The sequence below is a fragment of the Nonomuraea monospora genome (assembly GCF_039531895.1).
In the GTDB taxonomy this organism is placed as follows: domain Bacteria; phylum Actinomycetota; class Actinomycetes; order Streptosporangiales; family Streptosporangiaceae; genus Nonomuraea; species Nonomuraea monospora.
In genome coordinates this window covers 11,702-30,345 of sequence record NZ_BAAAQX010000044.1, presented here as the reverse complement: position 1 = coordinate 30,345, position 18,644 = coordinate 11,702, and the positions used below count along the sequence as shown (strand labels likewise).

Annotated in this window: 15 protein-coding genes; 8 read left to right on the top strand and 7 right to left on the bottom strand. The window is 71.4% G+C overall.

Annotation, left to right across the window (positions count from 1 at the left end; all coding sequences use genetic code 11):
- Window positions 1-135: 135 nt before the first annotated feature.
- Window positions 136-663 carry a nuclear transport factor 2 family protein gene (locus tag ABD331_RS50725; RefSeq protein ID WP_344492958.1) on the top strand — a complete coding sequence of 176 codons (528 nt, stop codon included), beginning with the start codon at window positions 136-138 and terminating at the stop codon, window positions 661-663.
- A 517-nt stretch (window positions 664-1,180) separates the two neighbouring features.
- Here the strand turns inward: ABD331_RS50725 and ABD331_RS50720 are convergent.
- Both ABD331_RS50720 and ABD331_RS50715 read right to left on the bottom strand, forming a co-directional pair.
- Window positions 1,181-2,281 (bottom strand): sensor histidine kinase, encoded by a 1,101-nt coding sequence (locus tag ABD331_RS50720; protein ID WP_344492956.1) that lies wholly within the window; start codon window positions 2,279-2,281, stop codon window positions 1,181-1,183.
- Entirely contained in the window at window positions 2,278-2,940 is a 663-nt protein-coding gene (locus tag ABD331_RS50715) for a response regulator transcription factor (protein WP_344493100.1), read from the bottom strand. The genes ABD331_RS50720 and ABD331_RS50715 overlap by 4 nt, the downstream gene beginning before the upstream one ends.
- 151 nt (window positions 2,941-3,091) lie before the next feature.
- Here ABD331_RS50715 and ABD331_RS50710 point away from each other — a divergent pair, with 151 nt between their 5' ends.
- Complete coding sequence (locus ABD331_RS50710) at window positions 3,092-4,612, top strand: DUF1349 domain-containing protein (RefSeq protein ID WP_344492954.1); 1,521 nt, start codon at window positions 3,092-3,094, stop codon at window positions 4,610-4,612.
- Between the two features lie 9 nt (window positions 4,613-4,621).
- On the opposite strand, the gene ABD331_RS50705 is transcribed toward ABD331_RS50710, so the two are convergent.
- Window positions 4,622-5,731, bottom strand: coding sequence for a hypothetical protein (locus ABD331_RS50705; RefSeq protein WP_344492953.1), 1,110 nt, complete (start codon window positions 5,729-5,731; stop codon window positions 4,622-4,624).
- A 232-nt stretch (window positions 5,732-5,963) separates the two neighbouring features.
- Between ABD331_RS50705 and ABD331_RS50700 the strand changes: the two genes are divergently transcribed.
- From ABD331_RS50700 to ABD331_RS50685, 4 genes are all read left to right on the top strand, one after another.
- Complete coding sequence (locus ABD331_RS50700; RefSeq protein WP_344492951.1) at window positions 5,964-7,124, top strand: glutathione-independent formaldehyde dehydrogenase; 1,161 nt, start codon at window positions 5,964-5,966, stop codon at window positions 7,122-7,124.
- Between the two features lies 1 nt (window position 7,125).
- Entirely contained in the window at window positions 7,126-7,701 is a 576-nt protein-coding gene (locus tag ABD331_RS50695) for a type 1 glutamine amidotransferase domain-containing protein (protein WP_344492949.1), read from the top strand.
- 135 nt (window positions 7,702-7,836) lie between these two features.
- On the top strand, window positions 7,837-8,727 hold the full coding sequence (locus ABD331_RS50690) for an SRPBCC family protein (RefSeq protein ID WP_344492947.1): 891 nt from the start codon (window positions 7,837-7,839) through the stop codon (window positions 8,725-8,727).
- Window positions 8,724-9,893, top strand: coding sequence for a zinc-dependent alcohol dehydrogenase (locus tag ABD331_RS50685; protein WP_344492945.1), 1,170 nt, complete (start codon window positions 8,724-8,726; stop codon window positions 9,891-9,893). Before ABD331_RS50690 ends, ABD331_RS50685 begins: the two co-directional genes overlap by 4 nt.
- Window positions 9,894-9,927: 34 nt before the next feature.
- Here the strand turns inward: ABD331_RS50685 and ABD331_RS50680 are convergent, their stop codons facing one another.
- From ABD331_RS50680 to ABD331_RS50665, 4 genes are all read right to left on the bottom strand, one after another.
- A complete protein-coding gene (locus tag ABD331_RS50680; RefSeq protein WP_344492943.1) occupies window positions 9,928-10,815 on the bottom strand; it encodes a hypothetical protein in 888 nt (295 codons plus the stop codon).
- 45 nt (window positions 10,816-10,860) lie between these two features.
- Window positions 10,861-11,991: an acyltransferase family protein gene (locus ABD331_RS50675; RefSeq protein WP_344492941.1), complete on the bottom strand. Its 1,131-nt coding sequence runs from the start codon at window positions 11,989-11,991 to the stop codon at window positions 10,861-10,863.
- Window positions 11,992-12,107: 116 nt separating this feature from the next.
- Complete coding sequence (locus tag ABD331_RS50670; protein WP_344492939.1) at window positions 12,108-15,608, bottom strand: alpha-N-acetylglucosaminidase TIM-barrel domain-containing protein; 3,501 nt, start codon at window positions 15,606-15,608, stop codon at window positions 12,108-12,110.
- A 119-nt stretch (window positions 15,609-15,727) separates the two neighbouring features.
- Window positions 15,728-16,333: a hypothetical protein gene (locus ABD331_RS50665; protein ID WP_344492937.1), complete on the bottom strand. Its 606-nt coding sequence runs from the start codon at window positions 16,331-16,333 to the stop codon at window positions 15,728-15,730.
- Window positions 16,334-16,393: 60 nt separating this feature from the next.
- Between ABD331_RS50665 and ABD331_RS50660 the strand changes: the two genes are divergently transcribed.
- Together ABD331_RS50660 and ABD331_RS50655 are read left to right on the top strand one after the other, a co-directional pair.
- Window positions 16,394-17,608, top strand: coding sequence for an MFS transporter (locus tag ABD331_RS50660; RefSeq protein ID WP_344492935.1), 1,215 nt, complete (start codon window positions 16,394-16,396; stop codon window positions 17,606-17,608).
- Window positions 17,609-17,678: 70 nt separating this feature from the next.
- Window positions 17,679-18,431, top strand: a complete 753-nt coding sequence (locus ABD331_RS50655; RefSeq protein WP_344492933.1) for an alpha/beta hydrolase fold domain-containing protein — start codon at window positions 17,679-17,681, stop codon at window positions 18,429-18,431.
- Window positions 18,432-18,644 lie beyond the last annotated feature (213 nt).

Below are 18,644 nucleotides of genomic sequence, written 5' to 3'. Positions count from 1 at the left end.
TACCAGAACTGACGACGTGGCGAAGGATTTCTGAGCGGTGAAGCCGCTGACACGTCATCCGGGTGTCGCTTCCGCCGATCATGAGATGGGATGAGATCAAGAGCGCTCGACCACCGGACCGGAGGATGAGGACAGATGGCAGATCGCCAAGCAATGGAACGCATGTGGGACGAGCACACCTCGGCCGAGTTCGTCACTCGCGACGTGGCGGCCACGATGCGCACGATGACGGGCAACCCGAGCGTGATGCACGTGCCGACCGGCATGGGAGGTGCCGGATTCGACGGCGTACGCGACTTCTACCGGCAGTGGTTCGTGGGCCGGAACGCGGCCGACATGTCCATCGAGTCGCTCAGCCGTACGGTCGGGGATGCGAGCATCGTCGACGAGATGATGATCACCTTCACCCATGACATCGAGATCCCGTGGATCCTGCCCGGCGTGCCCGCGACCGGCAGGCAGGTGCGCGTCCCGGGGATCGCGATCGTGGGCTTCGAAGGGACGTCCATCGCCAGCGAGCGCATCTACTGGGACCAGGCCTCCGTACTCGCGCAGGTGGGCCTGCTCGACCAGGAAACGGTGGGACGACTGCCCATCATCACCGACCCCCATGGCCTGCTGGCCGGGACGGTGGCCCCCAACCAGTTGGCGCAGCCTCGGTAGCGCGACTGCTGGGGCGATCTGGGAGGACATGTCGCGTCGAGCTTGCGCCCGGTGATCCGACCCGCCAGCTCCAGAGCGGACGTGACGCTGACCTCGATGGTCACCGGGTCCTCGACCGCTTCACTTGCCTCGATGTAGCGTTCAGGAGATCCGGAGGCGGTCCTGCTGAGGGTCGTAGCAGTGCAGACCGAGTTCGGTCGCGACCTGGACCGCGTACGCCGAAGCCTCCTCCGCACGGCTGTACACCATGGGAAGGTCTGGCCAGCGCTGCAGAAGGCGCTGCACGAATCCTGCGATCAGCGGGGTAGGCGGAGTCTCCATGTCCGTGTCGATGTACTGGTCATAGAGGGCGGAATGCCTTTCTCCGGCTTCTTGGTCGTTGGCGGGGCGCTCGCCCTCCCATACCGCAAGGTCATAGCTCAGGCCGAGATGATGTCACTTTCGGGGTGCATCAGCACTTGGACGGTTCCAGGCACTGGTGGTTCGGTTCGCGCTTCCCGTACGCCGCCATTCGGTGCTAGGTCGGATGCGCGAACCGCACGCTGATGGACAAGCCGCCCTCCGGGCGGGCGCTGGTGGTGAGGGTGGCGTGGTGAGCCTGCGTGACGGCATGGACGATGGCGAGACCGAGGCCATAGCCACGGTGCCGGCCGTGACGATCGGGCGCCAGTTTCTGGAAGGGATGGAGGAGGCGCTGGAGCTGGCCGTCGGGGATGACGGGCCCGCTGTTGGTGACCGTGAGGAGAGCCTGCGTGCCGGACGCCCGCGTAGTGATCTCCACGTGCCCGCCCGCATGGTTGTGGCGGATGGCGTTGTCGACGAGGTTGGCGACGAGGCTTTCGATCAGTTTCGCGTCGCCGGCGATGGTTGCGGGCGTCAGGTGTTCGATGAGGCCGACGCCTGCCTCTGTCGCTGGGCCGCGGCGCGTGGCAAGCACTTCTTCGACGACGCCGGCGAGGTCGAAGCTGTCCCAGCGGGTGACGCCGCGGTCGCTGGTGGCCAGCGTGAGCAACGCTTCGACGAGCCGCTCCTGGTGTGCGCCCAGGGCGAGGGCTTCCTGGCAGGCCGCGCGCAGGGCGTCGGCGTCGGCGTCCGGGTCGGCCAGGGTGACTTCGAGGAGGGTGCGCAGGCCGGCGAGAGGGGTGCGCAGCTCGTGGGAGGCGTTGGCGACGAAGTGGCGCTGGGCGTCGAAGGAGGCTTGGAGGCGGGCGAACAGGTCGTCGAGGGTGTGGCCGAGCTCGGTCAGCTCGTCCGCGGGCTCGCCGAGGTCGAGGCGCCGGTGGAGGTCGCCGGAAGAGATGGTTCTGGCGGTGGCGGTGATGGCGCGCAGCGGGCGCAGGAACCGGCCCGCGACGAACCAGCCCAGAGCCAGCGCGACGGGAATCAGGACGATCAGCGCGACGGCGGAGCCGGCGAGGAGCTGGGGCAGGCCGATCCCGGGCCCGGTGTGGGTGATCGCGCCCGCTGAGGGGCGGCCCTTGGGGACGGCCGCATCGATGTCGGCGAGCGGGACGGCGACGAGGACGAGCACGAAGAGCCCGGCGGCGTAGAAGCCCGCCGCGTAGGCGAGCGCGAGCCGCGTCTGCAGAGATCTTCTGGCGAGCCGCTGGGAGGTCATGACAGCCCGATGCGGTAGCCGCCTTCACGGATGGTCTCGATCACGGGCGGGTCGCCGAGCTTGGCCCGCAACCGGTGCACGGTGTGCTTGACGGCACTGCTGAACGGATCGGCGGCCTCGTCCCAGACCCGTTCGAGCAGTTCCTCGGCGGAGATGACCAGGCCGGGCCTGGCGAGCAGGCATTCGAGCAGGGCGAACTCCCTGGGGCTCAGCTCAAGACGCCGCCCGGCCCGCGACGCGACACGGCGGGCCGGATCGAGGGTGAGGTCGCCGCAGGCCAGGGTGGGCGGTAGGGGCGGGGTGGCGCGGCGGGCCAGCGCACGGACGCGGGCGACCAGTTCGGCGAACGCGAACGGCTTGGGCAGGTAGTCGTCGGCGCCGAGACCGAGCCCGTCGACGCGGTCCTCGATCGTGCCGGAGGCGGTGAGCATCAGGACGCGGGTCTCACAGCGGCCGTGGGCCAGCCGCCGGCAGATCTCGTCCCCGTGGACGCCGGGCAGGTCGCGGTCGAGGATCACCACGTCGTAGCGGACGGCGGCCAGGCGGCCGAGGGCGGCGGTCCCGTCCAGGACGACGTCCACGGCCATGCCCTCCCGGCGCAGCCCCTTCCCGACGGAGCGGGCGAGGACCTCGAAGTCCTCGACGACGAGAACCCTCACCCCCGCCGCCCGCCGGTCGTCGCGCGGGCGGGGCGGCTGGATCGGCTGCCGGGTCGAGGTGCCATGACTCAACGATGACAGATCCCCGGTCGCAGCCGGGTCGCAGCCGCTGCGACCCGGCTGCGACCGGGTGCCGCGTACAACCGTCGGCATGAGTTCGTCAACGCCGCACCGATCCAGTCAGCGGGACCGCTTCTCTCAGGTGCTGTACGCGGAGTGGGCCAGGTTCCGTGCCGTGCGCGGCTGGGCGCTCGCCATGGCGGCCTCCGTGCTGGTCACCGTGTCGCTCGGACTGCTGATCGCCGGCAGCGCCCGCAGCACCTGCGTGACCGGGAAGGGAGAGGGCCCCTGCCCCGCGCCCCTGGTGGGGCCCGACGGCACGGCGGTCAGGGACAAGTACTACTTCGTGCATCAGCCGCTCCAGGGCAACGGCAGCATCACCGCCCGTGTGTCGGACCTGACCGGGCAGGTGCGGTTGCCGGACGCCGTACCCGGGGTGCGCAACGTCAAGGAGGGCGTGGTGCCGTGGGCGAAGGCGGGGCTGCTGGTCAGGCAGAGCCTCAAGCAGGGCACACCGTACGCGGCCGTCATGCTCACCGGAGCGCACGGCGTACGCATGCAGTACAACTACACCCACGACCTGCCCGGCGGCCCGCACAACGGCCCGCAGTGGCTGCGGCTGACCAGGTCGGGCGACACCATCACCGGCTACGAGTCGGACGAGGGCCAGACGTGGACCGAGGTCGGCACGGTCAAGCTGACCGGGCTGCCGGACACGGTGCAGATCGGGCTGTTCGTCACCTCGCCGGGCGCCCTGTGGGACATGGCGCAAGCCTTCGCCCAGGCCACCGCCACCTTCGACCGGATCACGCTGCGGGGCGCCGACGGTTCGTGGCGCGGCGATGATGTCGGCGTCGTCATGGAGTCCGACGGTGAGACCCCGCATCATCCCGGTGGGGTTGTCGAGTCCGGCGACAAGCTCATCGTGACCGGGGGCGGTGACATCGGGCCCGCTTCGGTGGAGGGCGGCATACGCGCCGACCTCACGCTGATCGGCGGGGCCGTGGGGCTGATCCCGGTGCTCGTGGCGGCGGTCACGTTCTTCAGACGTGGGCTCGACTCCATGGCCGGGCCGCATCCCGTGCGGCGGCTGGCGGCCCAGGCCGCGGTGATCGGCGCGGTCGCGTTCGTGGCGGGGCTGGTGGCCTCGGGGGCCGTGGTTCCTGCCGGACTGGCGCTGTTGCGTGCCCATCAGAACCCGGTTCAGCCGATCACTCTGGGGACCGAGTCGCGGGTGATCGTCGGCTACGCGGCGCTGACCACGGCCGCCGCCGTGCTGGCGCTGAGCCTCGCCGCCTTGGTCAGGCGGGGCATCGTCGCCGTCGGGCTGGGCCTTGCGCTGGTCGTCGTGCCCTACCTGCTGGTGAGCGCGGGCATGGCGCCGTGGCTGCTGGTGATCACCCCTGCCGCGGGGTTCGCGATCACGCAGAGCGTCCCGGCGTTCTCGCATGTGGACGTCGGCCCGTCGCTGATCGAGGGCTATTACCCGCTCCCGCCATGGGCAGGTTTGGGCGTGGCCTTCGGATATGCCGCCCTCGCCCTCGGAGCGGCGATGGCCGTGCACCGCAGGACACCGGGGTCCCGTTCAGCCAACCACCAGGAGAACGCATGAACGGTCTTCCTACGTGTCCTTCTCGTCCCGCCAGCCGCCGGGTTCGGGATGGTAGCCGTAAGCGGCGGCCCGCACCGTGTCCTCGTCCTCCAGCCCGGAACCGATCGTGCCACCCACGGTGGCCAATGAGCTGATGATCCAGGCCAGGGTCAGGTAGTCGGTGAGATCGACCGGCCGCTGCAGGTTCTGTTCCAGCACGGAGGTGTCGATCAGCAGCGCCGCGACGAGTGCCGTTCCGGCGAACAGCACCAGATAGGACACCGCGGCGGCCAGGGTGAGGGTGAGGATCGTACCCAGGTTGAACAGCCGGGCCAGCTCAGCCGGTGTCTCCCGGCCCGGTTTCTCCCACAGGTCGTGCGCGATGATCAGCCAGGTCACCAGCGCGGTCAGTCCGAGAAGCATGATCACGGTGAGGCGGAGCCCGCCGAGCGCGTCACCCATCTCCCAGATGGTGTTGGTGGTGAGCGCGAACGCGGCCGTGGCGAAGGCGCCGGCCAGGAGTTTGGACAGGCCCAGCAGGGCGCGTCCCGGGCGGTTGGCCCGGATCATCCCGGTCAGCAGCCGCACCCGGCCGGCCAGCCGCGAGGCGACGTAGCCCAGGTCGCCGACCTCGGCCCCGCCGACCACCCGGTGAATGGCCGCGACCTGGCCGGTCAGCTCGGCTGGTGCCCGGCCGGTCAGCGGCACCCGTTCCTCGGGCGTGTCGGTGAGCAGCCGTCCCACGAGACCCGGGACGGCGGCGCGGAGCGCTTGCAACTGGCGCAGTCCCAGCGCGGGCAAGGACACCGCCGCGACCCGGCGCCGGGCGGACGTCTGCGCGACCAGCGGCACCCGCTCGGCGTGCAGCGGCAGGTCGGTCAGGCAGATGGCGACGTCCCACCGGGCGTCGGCGCGCCGGCAGGCGAGATCGTCGAGCAGCGCCTCGACGCCGCCGTCGCGGCGCGGAGGCAAGTCACCCCAGCCTGCCCGGACGGTCCACCGCACGTCCGGGTCCACCTGCTCGGCGAGCCGGTCGGCCAGCTCGGCGGCGAGCCGCGTGACCACGTGCGCCGGATAGTCCGGCGGGGTCGCCACGAGCCCGACGACGACCTCCGGCCGATGCTGCTCACTGATGGCCATGGGCGCTCCTCGCCGGTAGCCGAGCGGAATCCCGGCAGTGACTACCCACCGCGAAGCGACACATGCGAGATGTATCGGGCCATGGGTTGCCTGTGGGGCCGTTGATCCGGCGGCACGACCAGGATGTATGTAACGGTTAGTGCTCGTCAAGCCGCGTTTGAGAAGTTTTCTGGGGGTATCGGGCTGGGGGGCCGCCCTGGGGGAGGGAGGCATCTGCGACGGGGAGATCGTCATGAAGGCAGTGGTGTACGAGGGGCCACGGCAGGTCAGCGTCAAGGACGTGCCGGACGCGCGGATCGAGCGGCCGACCGACGTCCTGGTACGGATCACGTCCGCGAACATCTGCGGCTCTGACCTGCACATGTACGAGGGACGGACCGACTTCGAGCCCGGCCGCTGGTTCGGGCACGAGAACCTGGGCCAGGTCGTCGAGGTCGGCACGGGGGTCGACAAGGTCCAGGTGGGCGACTGGGTCGTCCTGCCGTTCAACATCGCCTGCGGGCACTGCAAGAACTGCGAACGCCAGCTCACGAACTACTGCCTGACCGCCCAGCCGGAGCCGAACATGGCCGGCGCCGCCTACGGCTTCGCCGACATGGGCCCGTACGGCGGCGGACAGGCCGAGCTGCTGCGCGTGCCCTGGGGCGACTTCAACTGCCTGCGGCTGGGCGAGGACGCCGAGCAGCGCCAGAGCGACTACGTGATGCTCGCCGACATCTTCCCGACCGGGTACCACGCCACCGAGATGGCCGGCGTGCGGCCCGGCGACCAGACGGTCATCTACGGCGCGGGCCCGGTCGGGCTGATGGCCGCCCTCTCGGCGACCATCCGTGGGGCGAGCAAGGTGATGGTCGTCGACCGGCACCCCGACCGGCTGCGGCTGGCCGAGTCGATCGGCGCGATCGCCATCGACGACTCGAAGGTCGACCCGGTACAGGCCGTGCTGGAGCAGACGATGGGGCTGGGCGCGGACAACGGCTGCGAGTGCGTCGGCTATCAGGCGCACACGCCCGACGGCCAGGAGCAGCCCAACCTGACGATGAACCGGCTGGTCGCCTCGGTGCGCTTCACCGGAACGATCGGCTGCGTCGGCGTCTTCGTGCCCCAGGACCCCGGAGCCGGCGACGAGCTGGCCAAGCAGGGCAAACTCGCCTTCGACTACGGCATGTTCTGGTTCAAGGGCCAGCAGATCGGCAGCGGCCAGGCCCCGGTCAAGAAGTACAACCGGCAGTTGCGCGACCTGATCGCCGCGGGCAAGGCGGAACCGTCCTTCATCGTCAGCCACGAGCTGTCCCTCGACCGCGCGCCGGAGGCCTACGAGCACTTCGACAAGCGGGACGACGGCTGGACGAAGGTCGTCCTGCACCCGGCGATGGCGGGGGCGGGTGCCTGACATGGCCGGAGAGCTGAGCGGACGCCGGATCGCCATCCTCGCGGCCGACGGGGTGGAGCGGGTGGAGCTGGAGCGGCCGCGGCAGGCGCTGGACGACGCCGGCGCCCGCACCGTCGTGGTCTCCATCAGCGGCGGCGAGATCCAGGCGCGTGACAACGACCTCGAAGACGCCGGCACCTTCCCGGTGGACCGGCTGGTCGGCGAGGTGTCGGTCGACGACTACGAGGCGCTGCTCCTGCCGGGCGGGACGGTGAACCCGGACAAGTTGCGGATGGAACCCGCCGCGGTGCGCTTCGTCCGGGACTTCGTCCAGTCGGGCAAGCCGGTCGCCTCGATCTGCCACGGCCCGTGGAACTTCGTCGAGGCCGACGTCGCGCGGGGCCGCCGGTTGACCTCGTGGCCGAGCGTGCGCACCGACCTGCGCAACGCCGGGGCCGAGGTGGTCGACGAGCCGGTCGTCACCGACGGCAACATCACCACGAGCCGGTCGCCCGACGACCTGCCTGCCTTCTGCGAGCGCATCGTGCGGGAGTTCGCCAAAGGCCCGCAGGCCGGCGCCGGCGCACCCCGGGCCTGACCCCGCAGCCGGCCATCCAGGCGACGCGCGCCTTTTATCCCTGTGTCATCCGTTTTGTCGGGGGCAAGGGACGGAGGCCGCGGGGGCCGCCTGCGGCGTACGCACGTACCACCGCAACCTGCGTTAGGACACATGATGACCGACAGATTCGCCCGTGCACTCGGGTGGACCAGCCTCGCACTCGGCGCGGCGCAACTGGCGGCGCCACGGGCCGTGACCCGCCTGTGCGGCGTCGACGACGCGCCCGGGGCCACGACCGTCGCCAGGCTCGTCGGCGGGCGCGAACTCCTGCACGCCGCCCTGCTGCTCGGCGCCAGGAACCCCGCCCAGTGGGCGTGGACCAGGGTCGCCGGCGACACGATGGACCTCGGCGTCCTCGGCAGGGCCGCCGCCAACCGCACCGGCGCCCGCCGCACCCGCGCGCTGGCCGCGCTCGCCGCCGTCGCCGGGATCACCGCCCTGGACGCCGCCTGTGCCCGGCGCGGCACCGCCAAGGCCAAGGGCCCGTTGCAGGTGCGCGCCTCCATCACGATCAACAAGCCGCGCGAGGAGGTCTACCGCTTCTGGCGCGAGCTGGAGAACCTGCCCTCCTTCATGGTCCACCTGGACTCGGTGCGCGCCATCGACCAGCGCCGCTCCCGCTGGAAGGCCAGGGGCCCGATCGTCGACCTGGAGTGGGAGGCCGAGATCATCGACGACCAGGCCGGCGACCTGATCGCCTGGCGGTCCGTGCCCGGCACCGGCGTCTCCACCGCCGGCCTGGTCGGCTTCACCGACGGCCCCGGCGGGCGCGGCACCGTCGTGGACGTCTCACTGGAGTACGGCGCACCCGGCCGCCGGCTCGCCGCCGCCGTCGCCCGGATGGTGGGCGAGCACCCCGAGCAGCAGGTCCGCGACGACCTGCGCCGCTTCAAGCAGGTCATGGAGACCGGCGAGGTGGTCCGCTCCGAGGGCAGCCCCGAGGGCCACCGCGCCCTGCGCCAGCTCCACCAGCGTCCCGCACAACCGATCGGAGGACGGGCATGAAGGCCAACGTGTGGACCGGCCGCAACCGCCTGGAGATCCAGGACGTCCCGGACCCGCGGATACTCAACGCCCGCGACGCGATCGTCCGCGTCACCTCCACCGCGATCTGCGGCTCCGACCTGCACCTCGTGGACGGCTACATCCCGACCGTCAAGAAGGGCGACATCCTCGGCCACGAGTTCATGGGCGAGGTCGTCGAGCTCGGCCCCGGCGTGCGCAACCTGCGCCTCGGCGATCGCGTCGTGGTGCCCTTCCCGATCGCCTGCGGCGCCTGCTTCGCCTGCCAGGACGGCCTGTACTCGGTGTGCGAGAACTCCAACCCCAACGCCGGGATGGCCGAGAAGCTGATGGGCCACGCGCCCGCCGGCATCTTCGGCTACTCCCACATGCTGGGCGGCTTCCCCGGCGGGCAGGCCGAGTACGCGCGCGTCCCGTTCGCCGACGTCGGCCCCGTCAAGGTCGAGGACGACCTGCCGGACGAGAAGGTGCTGTTCCTGTCCGACATCTTCCCCACCGGTTTCATGGGCGCGGAGATGTGCGACATCAAGCCGGGCCAGACGATCGCCATCTGGGGCGCGGGGCCGGTCGGGCAGTTCGCCGCGGCCAGCGCGTTCCTGCTCGGCGCCGACCGGGTCATCGTCATCGACCGCTTCCCGTACCGGCTGCGGCGGGTTCTGCGCACCGGCGCCGAGGTCCTCAACTACGAGGAGGTGAACGTGCTGGAGGCGCTGCGCGACATGACCGGCGGGCGCGGCCCGGACGCCTGCATCGACGCCGTCGGCATGGAGGCCCACCACCCGACCCCGGCCATGTACGCCTACGACCGCACCAAGCAGGCCGCCCGGATGGAGACCGAACGCCCCTACGTGCTGCGCGAGGCCATCATGGCCTGCCGCAACGGCGGCGTGGTGTCCGTCATCGGGGTCTACGGCGGATTCGTCGACAAGTTCCCGATGGGCACCGTCATGAACCGGTCGCTGACCATCCGTACCGGCCAGTGCCACGTGCAGCGCTACACCGAGCCGCTGCTGCAGCGGATCCGGGCGGGCGAGATCGACCCGAGCTTCGTCATCTCGCACCGGATGCCGCTCAGTGAGGCGCCGCGCGGGTTCGAGCTGTTCAAGCAGAAGCAGGACGAGTGCAACAAGGTGGTTCTCACTCCGTAGCGCGTGCCTTCGCGGTGGGCGGCACGGCCGGCGATCACCATCCGCCGTCGAAGAAGGCCAGGAGCGCCGGCGCCGGGTCCGCCACGTTGGTCATGTTCGCCACCACGACCACGAACATGATCAGCGACGACATCGCCGCGAGCACGCCGAACGACCTCAGCACGCGCCTCGTCCGCCTGTCGGGCGACCCGGTTCTGGCGGACGCCGTCCACAACACGACGCTCACGCCGGTGAGCACGACCGCCACGACGAAACCCGTCACGACCAGCGTCAGGTGGTACAGCGCATAGTCGCTGATCATCACTTCGAGAGCGGGCGGGGTCCGGTGACCCGCGCCCGCGGGCTCGGCCAGCCCCTGTCTGACCTGGTGGATCGTGTCGGCGAGCGCTCCGTCGGAGGCGCCGGCCGGCAGCAGCGACAGCAGCGAGGCGAAGGGCGCGACCGCGCCCTGCACGTTGGCCACCACCACCAACAGCGAGAACAGCGCGGGGATCGTGACCAGCACGCCGGTGGACGCGAGGGCGGCCCTCCTGACCGCCCCGAGAGCGCCGGACCTCAGGAACGCCTTCCAGAGGAGAACGCCGAGCGCGACGAGCACGATCAGCAGGATCGCGGCGATCACGGCCTTGGCCACGTGGTAACGGGACCAGTAGTCGACGACCCTGTTCAAGCTCGGGGGGAGATCCCGGTTGCCGGACCTCCAGTACTCGACGAACGCCTTGCCGAGGGTCTGGACGAGGCTGCGCTGATCGGCGAAACCGCCGTCCGGCCTGCTCGCCGCCAGCGTGCGCGGGGCGACGACGAAGGCCGCGGCGAGGAGCACGGCGAGCACAGCGAGTGCGCGGGCGGGGACGCCGGGGCCCGAGCGCGACGACGCCGAGCCAGGCCACCTGGCCGGCGGTGACGCCAGGATTCTTCTCACACCTGTAGTTCGACGGCTGGATGCGCCTGGATGGCGGTCCCGGATTCACAGGACTCTGCGGACGCCCGGCAGCCGCCGGATCGGGCCCGCCAGCGCGAAGCAGGCCGTCAGCGTCACCACGGCCACCAGCGCGAACTTCGCCGATGTCGGCCACGCCAGGCCGCCGAGCGCGAGACCGGCCAGGGTCACCACGAACGCGTGGATCACGTACACGGTGAACGCGTGCGCGGACAGGTAGCGGCCCAGCGGCCCCTGGCCGTCCAGCCTGCGGCGGAAGAGGGCGAGCAGCGCGATCACGGCGCCGACCGCGAACGCCGAGTCCCACAGCGCGAAGAACAGGGAGCTCAGGGTGCCGCGCCCCATCCACGCCTCCAGCCCGCCGGCCAGCGCGAGCGGCAGGAACACCACGCTGGCCACGGCGGCCAGGGCGAACCCGGCCCAGCCAGCGCGCGGGGTGATCGTGTGGAACCAGCCGCGCCGGTAGGCCACGGCGCCGGCGACGAACAAGCCGACGTACTGGGGGAGGTAAGCGACGCTCGGGAAGTCGATGATCGGCACCCAGGTGCCCGACGGGAGCACGATCCGCAACGCGTACGTCACCGCGGCCAGCGCCGCCACGAAGCCGAGCACCACGGGGAACGTGAGCGGCCGGGCGGCCCGCTCGCGCGGCGCGCGCCGGGCGGCGGCCACGCGGAAGGCGGCGTAGCAGACGTCGAAGACGAGCAGCGCGAGCACGAACCACAGCGGCCCTGTGCCGATCGTGTCCAGGTAGGCCGCCACAGGAGAGCCGTCAGGGAAGGAACCGGCGTGCAGCAACGGGCTGAGCACGAAGTAGAATACGACCAGCGGGATCCCCAGGCGGATCAGCCGGTCGCGCAGGAACGCGCCGGGCCCCTTGCGGTCGTAGGAGCCGGGCGTGAAGTAGCCGGACAGCAGGAAGAACGCGCCCATGAACCACGCCTGGTTCACCACCACGAAGATCGACAGGACGGCTCCTGCCGCCGCGCTGGTCGGCGGCTCGATGTAGTACCACAGCGGCAGCCCGCTGTACATGACGGCGACGTGGTGCAGCACCACCAGCGAGGTCAGCAGGATCCGCAGGTTGTCGGCGAACCACAGCCGCTGCGGGGACGCACCGCCCCGTGCGGGTGGCGCGGGGCGGGGATCGGTTCTCATGGCGCGCTCCGTTCTCGAGTCGTCGGGTGTGATCCCGAGGCTAGAGAGAGCGGAGACGAGCCGGTATGCACCTGAACGCCGAGAAGGGGGTGGACCTAGGCACACCCCCTTCCGGGTCACCGCTGCTTGCCGTAGACGCTGACCTCCGACAGGTGGAACGACAGGTTGGCGCTGTTGTGGGTGCCCATCACCCGCACGTAGCGGGCGGCGGCCTCCATGGTCATCGTGTCGCCCGCGTCGGTGGCGGGCTGGGGACCTCGCCGGCCGCCGATGGTGTACCAGGTGGTGCCGTTCAGGCTGCCCTCCAGCCGGTACTCGTAGTAACGCTCCCCCGAGACGTAGGTGCGCACGTTGACCCGGGAGAGGTCGTTGACCGCCCCGAGGTCCACCTGCCACCAGGTGCTGCCCCAGTCCATCTGGCCGGCGAAGTACGGGGAGTTGGCCCGGTCGCCGTCGTTGGCGTGTTCAGGGTCGCGGTTGGTCTCCCAGCTCAGCGCCTTGACCGGCTTGTTCAGGCTGCGCAGGGTGTCCGCGGCGGCGTCGCGCGCGGTGGAGGGGGCCGCCACGGGGTCGGTCAGCACCGCGATCGCCTCCTGGCCGGTGTGGCGGTTGGCGGCGCTGACGAAGAGGCCGGCGTCGAGGGTGGCCTCCGCGCCCGGGACGCGCGCGGACCCCACCACCGACCAGTTCTTGCCGTCGGTGCTGCAGGAGCCGGTGAGCCGGTCGCCCGACTTGCCGATGCGAACCCGTACGGGCGGCGCGAACCCGCCCATCTCGCGATAGGAGTCGAGCTGCCCGTCGCTGTTGGAGTCCCAGCCGAAGACGCAGCCGCGGCCCGGGGTGACGGCGATGTTCGCGTAGCCGGCGGACCCGGTGGCGGCCAGGTCGTTGCTCACCACCAGCCCGGCCCGGGTCCAGTCGGCCGCGCCGTCCTGCCGCTGCACGGTGCTCGTGAGCTGCCGGCCGGCGGCCAGGGCGTCCTTGCGGTAGGCGGTGGCCAGCTCATTGGTCGCCCGCCACAGGTCCGCGCCGCCCGCGGCGATCGCGACCCCGCCGGTGACGGGCGCGAACTCGGCCGGCGCGCTGGCCATGGTCCGGTACGAGGCGGGGGCGGCACCGCCGATCAGCAGGTGCGTCACGGCCTTCTCCGGGAGGGCGTCCGGCCCCCAGGTGGCGGTGGCGGTCAGCGCCGGGGTCTGGCCGGGGGCGGCGTCGACGGGGGCGGTCACCGTCCAGGACGCGGTGAACGTCCCGCCGGCGGCCACCTGATCGGCGCCGGTCGGAGAGGCCGGCTGCACCTGGTAGCCGGCCGGGGCGTCGAGCCGGAGCGCGACCTGCCCGGCGGGACGCAGCGTGTTGCCGTTGGTGAAGGCAGCGGTGACGCGCACCGTGCCGCCCGGCTTGACGCCCTTGCGGTCGGCGCCGACGCTCACCGAGCCGTACGGCAGCGCGGCCACCTGGCCCGCCTCGGCGTAGGCGTCGCCGCTCGGCTCGGCGGCCAGGTCGGTGCCCGCCTTGGCCCAGTCCTGGGCGACGGCCTGCCAGTCGATCGGCGCGGGGTACTCCTTGCCGGCGCGCAGCGCGGTCGCCAGGCTCGCGAAGAACAGCTCCCACCGCTTGGCGTAGTACTGCCCCACCAGGCCGTTCATCTCCCGGCGGGCGTAGTCCTGCAGATCGGTGCCGGTGGCCCAGAGCGTGACCAGCGACTTCAGGTTGTAGTCCAGGGTCGCCGCCTCGGCCGGGGTGGCGGCCTGCCGGCGGGCCTCGGCCTGCCAGGCGCCGAGCAGGAAGTTCTCGTCGGTGCCGAGCAGCCGGTCCAGCCGGCGCGTCCAGTCCAGCCACTGGGCGGTGAGGGTCTCGAAACGGTCGAGGTCCCGGCTGCGGTAGGCGGCGCGGATCTTGGGCAGCAGCAGCCGGCTGTGGTTGGCCAGCACCTGCCGGGCGACGTCGACCAGGTCGTAGCGGTAGGCGCCGGACTGGCGCAGCCCCTCGCCGACCTGGAGCAGCTCGTCGAGCGCCCGGTCGAAGGCGGCGATGTCGTACGGCAGCGGGTAGCCGGTGTTCGACAGGCCGGGCTCGTCGTCGTACAGGCCGGTCACGTGCCGGCTGTCGGCGGCGGCGGGCCAGGTGTAGACGGTGTCGAGCAGGATGCGCCAGGCCGCCTTCGCGTGCGGGTCGTCGCCCCCGTACCGGGCGGTGGCGTAGCCGTCGAACCAGGCGGGCAGGTCGGCGGGGCCGTCCTGCCAGGGCAGGTCGGCGAAGAAGGCGACGGCGGCCGGGTTGTTGTCGATGGCCTCGGGCATCAGCGCGATGCCGTTCATCGCCGTGCCGGGCTTGGCGCGCCAGGCGTGGAACTTCTCGTTCCAGACCGTCAGCCGGGCGCCGAGGTTGAAGTGGCCGCCGAAGTTCCAGATCGTGCCGAACGCGTAGCCGGTGCCGAGGAAGTCCTTGTCCCGGTCGGTGATGCCGGGCTCCTCGCTGATGCCGTCCACGATGAACATCTTGCTGCGGTCGATGGCCTGCAGCGTCGCGGGAAGCGGGTTCTTCTGCCAGCCCAGGATCGTCCACAGCGCCTTGGGGTGGGCGGTGTTCAGCGCCCGCTGCACCGCCTGCGAGGCGCGCGCGACGTCGACCGTGCCCGCCGTGCCGCCCTCGTGCAGCAGGTCCATCTTGTACATGGTGCTCGCGCCGAACAGCTCGTTCTGCACCTGGTAGAAGCGGGCCGCGACGCGGGTGAACAGGGCGTTCGTCGGGTCGAGCCAGTGGGGGCGCGGCAGCCGGTTCCAGGTGCCCTGCGCGACCGTGTTGGCCGTGGGGTTGCGGGACTTGAAGTCGGCCGGCACGGTGCCGAAGTAGCCGGGCAGCACCGGGGTCATCCCGAGCTCGCGCAGCCGGTCGGTCATCTTGCGGCCGAGCTCGGCCCGCCGGTCGATGAGCTGCTGGGAGATGGGGCCGTCGGTGCAGCACATGTTCTGCAGCAGCCACCACGCCTGGTGGCCCGGCTGCGGGATCCACGCGCGCATCTCCTGCTCCGAATAGCCGAACTGGGTGAAGGTGCGCTGGTAGACGGCCTCCTGGCCCTCGTACACGAGCACCTCGTTGATGCCGTGCAGCGCCAGGACGTCGATCCGCCGCTGCCACTCCTCCCAGCTCAGGTACGGTCCCGCGTAGCCCTGATTGGTGTCGTTGAGCGCGAAGCGATGCTCCACGGAGGAGTCCTCGGCGATGGGCGCTGCGGGGAGCGGAAGCCGCTCCGGCAGGTTCGTCTGGGAGCCGTTGATGGAGACGTCGGCGTGCGCCACGTGGCGCAGGTAGTAGCCGAAGCCGGTGAGCTGGACGGCGGGCGTCGTGCCGGCGACGACGAGCCCGCCGCCCTCCGCCGACACCTCGAACCTGTCCGGGCCCGTGCCCCTGTCGATCGTGCGCAGGGTGACCTGCTGGGCCCGCGACGCCCCGATCAGCCGTTCGAGCGCCTGCGCGGCCGGCGACTCCGCGCCGGCGCCGGCGGCTGCTGTGGCGGCGGGCATCGGGACGAGGGACGTGGCGAGCAGCGCGAGCAGGGCGGCGACGGCCGCCAGGGGCCAGGGTAAGGCGGTGGCGGGGCGGGAAGTGGTCATGGGGCGAGCGACCTCCGAGCCGGTGAGCAGATGTCGATCATGCGACCAGTGTGATCGACAACGGAGGGCTCGACACCCTTTGGACCCTTTTCGTCACGAGGCGGTGGGCGCCCGGCCTGTCAGCGAGGATCACGGAAAGCGGTGTCACCGGCGAGATGGTCTTGCAGTTCGGCGTGCCGGAACTGGTAGATCGGGCCCACCGCGCGCAGCAGCCCGAGCCGGTGGGCGTCATCGAGGAAGGACATCAGCGCGCGGGGAAGGTGACCGGCCAGCGCGAGGCGGGTGGTGGCGATCAGGTAGGCCATCCAGGCGTGGTGCCGCCCGGCCGCGAGCCCGGCGGTGACGCCGAAGGTGAGCGCGTAGGACGTTCCGACGGCCAGCCCGAAGGCGGGGGTGTCGGTGAGACCGGCGGCCAGCCCGCCCGCCAGGCCGCCGGTCAAGGCGGCGGTGGAGCCGACGGTGGCGGCGCGCACGAGGTTGAGCGTGCGGTCCGCCCGCCAGCTCGCCAGGGGAGTGCCGGCCCTCCCGTCGCGGGACGGGGGCTGCTCGACGTCCGGCTGCCCGGGCAGTCCGACACGGCGGCCGTTCACCACCCGCCCGCCTCCGCCGGCACCTGCCCGCATCACGCCGGCCAGGACCAGACCGAGCCCCGGGCTTCTGACCTGTGCTGTCGCTGACGGCCGGGTGGTGGTGGCCGGGCGTGCCGGGGCCGAACGCCTCCGCACGCCCGGCGGCCCCTTCGATTCCACCAGCCCGTGATCGCCAAGACTCCTAAAGTGGATCAGATGCCCCCCGCCTTCCGTCGTTACGTCGCCGCCGACGGCTTCAGCCAGTTCGGCACCCAGGTCACGCGCGTGGCCCTCCCGCTGGTCGCGTTGCTGGTGCTCGACGCGGGCCCGCTGGAGCTCGGGCTGCTCGGCGCGGCCGAGATGATCGGCTTCCTCCTGTTCGGGCTGCCCGCCGGCGTGTGGGTGGACCGGTTGCGCAGGAAGCCCATCCTGGTGACGGCCGACCTGCTGCGCGCGGTGTCCCTGGCCTCCGTCCCGATCGCCGCGCTGTTCGACGCGCTCACGCTGGCGCAGCTCTACGCGGTCGCCGTGATCGTCAGCATCGGCACGGCCTTCTTCGACGTCGCCCACCTGAGCTTCCTGCCCTCCATCGTGACCAAGGAGCAACTGCCCAAGGGCATGGGAACCCTGGAGTCCGTGCGCAGCCTCTCCGTGCTCTTCGGCCCGGGATTCGGCGGCTGGCTCGTGCAGGTGCTCACGGCGCCCATCGCCATCGTGGTCGACGCGGTCAGTTACCTGATCTCCGCCACCCTGCTGGCGACCGTCAAGGCCGAGGAGACCCCCTCCGGGGGGCGCGTGAGCCTGATGGAGGGCCTGCGCTACGTGCTCGGCCACCCCATCCTGCGGCTGATCGGCCTCGCCGGCGCCATGAACATGTTCTTCAACGGCATCTGGGCCATCGTCCGGCCGTTGTACCTGGTCGACGAGCTGGGCGTGAGCGCGGCGGGCTACGGCCTGATGATCTCGGGCGCGGGGGCGGGCGGCCTGCTCGGCGCGCTGCTCGCGTCACGCGTGATCGACCGCTTCGGTCACGGCCCCACGATGTACGGCGCAGCCGCCCTCATGCTGCCGCTCTTCGTGCTCGTCGCCTTCACCGGACCCGGCTGGCGGCTCGCCCTGTACCCGATCGGCATGGGGCTCATCTTCCTGGTCGCGGTCATGCACAACGTCGCCCAGGGCAGTTACCGCCAGGCGATCTGCCCTGAGGCCCTGCGCGGCAGGATGAACGCCTGCCTCCGCTTCCTCATGTGGGGTTCGCTGCCGCTCGGCGGTGTCGTCGGCGGGCTGCTGGGCGAGGTCGTCACCGTTCACCAGCTCCTGTGGATCGCCTGCCTCGGCACCGCGGCGGCCCACCTGCCCTTCGTGCTGGCTCCCGCCGTACGAAAGCTCAAGATCACGGACGCCGACGCCAAGCAGGACAGCCGCGCGTAGGCCGTCGGGGGTGCCGACGTCGTCGGTGATCGACGGCCCCTCTCGGGGCTCCGGCCTAGGATCGCTGCCTATGAACGACTACAAAGGTGTCAGCTACGCGCAGATCCCCGGTTTCCGACCGCTGTTGCTGGACCTTCGCGTGCCCTCCGGTGAGGGACCGTTTCCGCTGGTGGTGTGGATCCACGGCGGCGCCTTCCTCTTCGGCGACCGGAGGTTCCTCCCCGAGACCGTGCCACCGGATTCGGTGTTCGACGCGCTCATCGAGGCGGAGATCGCGGTGGCCACCATCGACTACAGGCTCTCGGGCGAGGCGCTGTTCCCCGCCCAGCTCGACGACGTCAGGGCGGCATTGACCTACCTGCGAGCCTCCGCCGGGGACTTCGATCTGGATGCCGGCCGCATCGGCCTGTGGGGTGAGTCCGCGGGCGGCCACCTCGCGGCGCTGGCCGGGCTCACCGACGGCGCGATCTCCGCCGTGGTCGCCTGGTACCCGCTCACCGACCTCAGCGTCCTCGACCCGCACAACCCCGAAACGCCGATGGCGAGACTGATCGGCGGGCCGCCCGCCGAGTCGCCCGCACTCGCCGCGCAGGCCAGCCCCGTCAGCCACGTCCGGGCCGGCGCGCCACCCTTCCTGCTCATTCACGGCACCGCCGACGAGCAGCTTCCGCACAGCCAGAGCGAGACGTTGCACAAGCTGCTGCTGGCGGCGGGCGCGAGCTCGACGTTCCTGCCGGTCGAGGGGGCCGGGCACACGTTCACGGGCCACGACGACATGGCGGACCTCATCGCCGTCTCCGTGGCATTCCTCGCGCAGGCCTGACGGCGCACCGGCCCGCCGGCAGGACTTCCCGCGAACCCGGGCGACGCTGTTCCTCCGTGCCGGGTCACCGTCCCGGACGTACACCTTCACAGGAGCCGCGCCACCGGGGTTCGGGCGGGTGCCGGTGCTCGCGCCGAGGCCCGGCCTGGGGTGGTCGCGGCGATGCGAGGCCGACGCGCCCGGTTGCGTGGCATTTGCCCTGCTAATGACCTT

Excerpts from the sequence above, each read along its gene's own strand:
- ABD331_RS50700 (WP_344492951.1), top strand. The coding sequence starts at position 5,964 with ATGAAGGCAGTGGTGTACGAGGGGCCACGGCAGGTCAGCGTCAAGGAC.
- ABD331_RS50655 (WP_344492933.1), top strand. The coding sequence starts at position 17,679 with ATGAACGACTACAAAGGTGTCAGCTACGCGCAGATCCCCGGTTTCCGA.
- ABD331_RS50695 (WP_344492949.1), top strand. The coding sequence starts at position 7,126 with ATGGCCGGAGAGCTGAGCGGACGCCGGATCGCCATCCTCGCGGCCGAC.
- ABD331_RS50710 (WP_344492954.1), top strand. The coding sequence starts at position 3,092 with ATGAGTTCGTCAACGCCGCACCGATCCAGTCAGCGGGACCGCTTCTCT.
- ABD331_RS50685 (WP_344492945.1), top strand. The coding sequence starts at position 8,724 with ATGAAGGCCAACGTGTGGACCGGCCGCAACCGCCTGGAGATCCAGGAC.
- ABD331_RS50705 (WP_344492953.1), bottom strand. The coding sequence starts at position 5,731 with ATGGCCATCAGTGAGCAGCATCGGCCGGAGGTCGTCGTCGGGCTCGTG.
- ABD331_RS50675 (WP_344492941.1), bottom strand. The coding sequence starts at position 11,991 with ATGAGAACCGATCCCCGCCCCGCGCCACCCGCACGGGGCGGTGCGTCC.
- ABD331_RS50690 (WP_344492947.1), top strand. The coding sequence starts at position 7,837 with ATGACCGACAGATTCGCCCGTGCACTCGGGTGGACCAGCCTCGCACTC.
- ABD331_RS50670 (WP_344492939.1), bottom strand. The coding sequence starts at position 15,608 with ATGACCACTTCCCGCCCCGCCACCGCCTTACCCTGGCCCCTGGCGGCC.
- ABD331_RS50725 (WP_344492958.1), top strand. The coding sequence starts at position 136 with ATGGCAGATCGCCAAGCAATGGAACGCATGTGGGACGAGCACACCTCG.
- ABD331_RS50660 (WP_344492935.1), top strand. The coding sequence starts at position 16,394 with ATGCCCCCCGCCTTCCGTCGTTACGTCGCCGCCGACGGCTTCAGCCAG.
- ABD331_RS50720 (WP_344492956.1), bottom strand. The coding sequence starts at position 2,281 with ATGACCTCCCAGCGGCTCGCCAGAAGATCTCTGCAGACGCGGCTCGCG.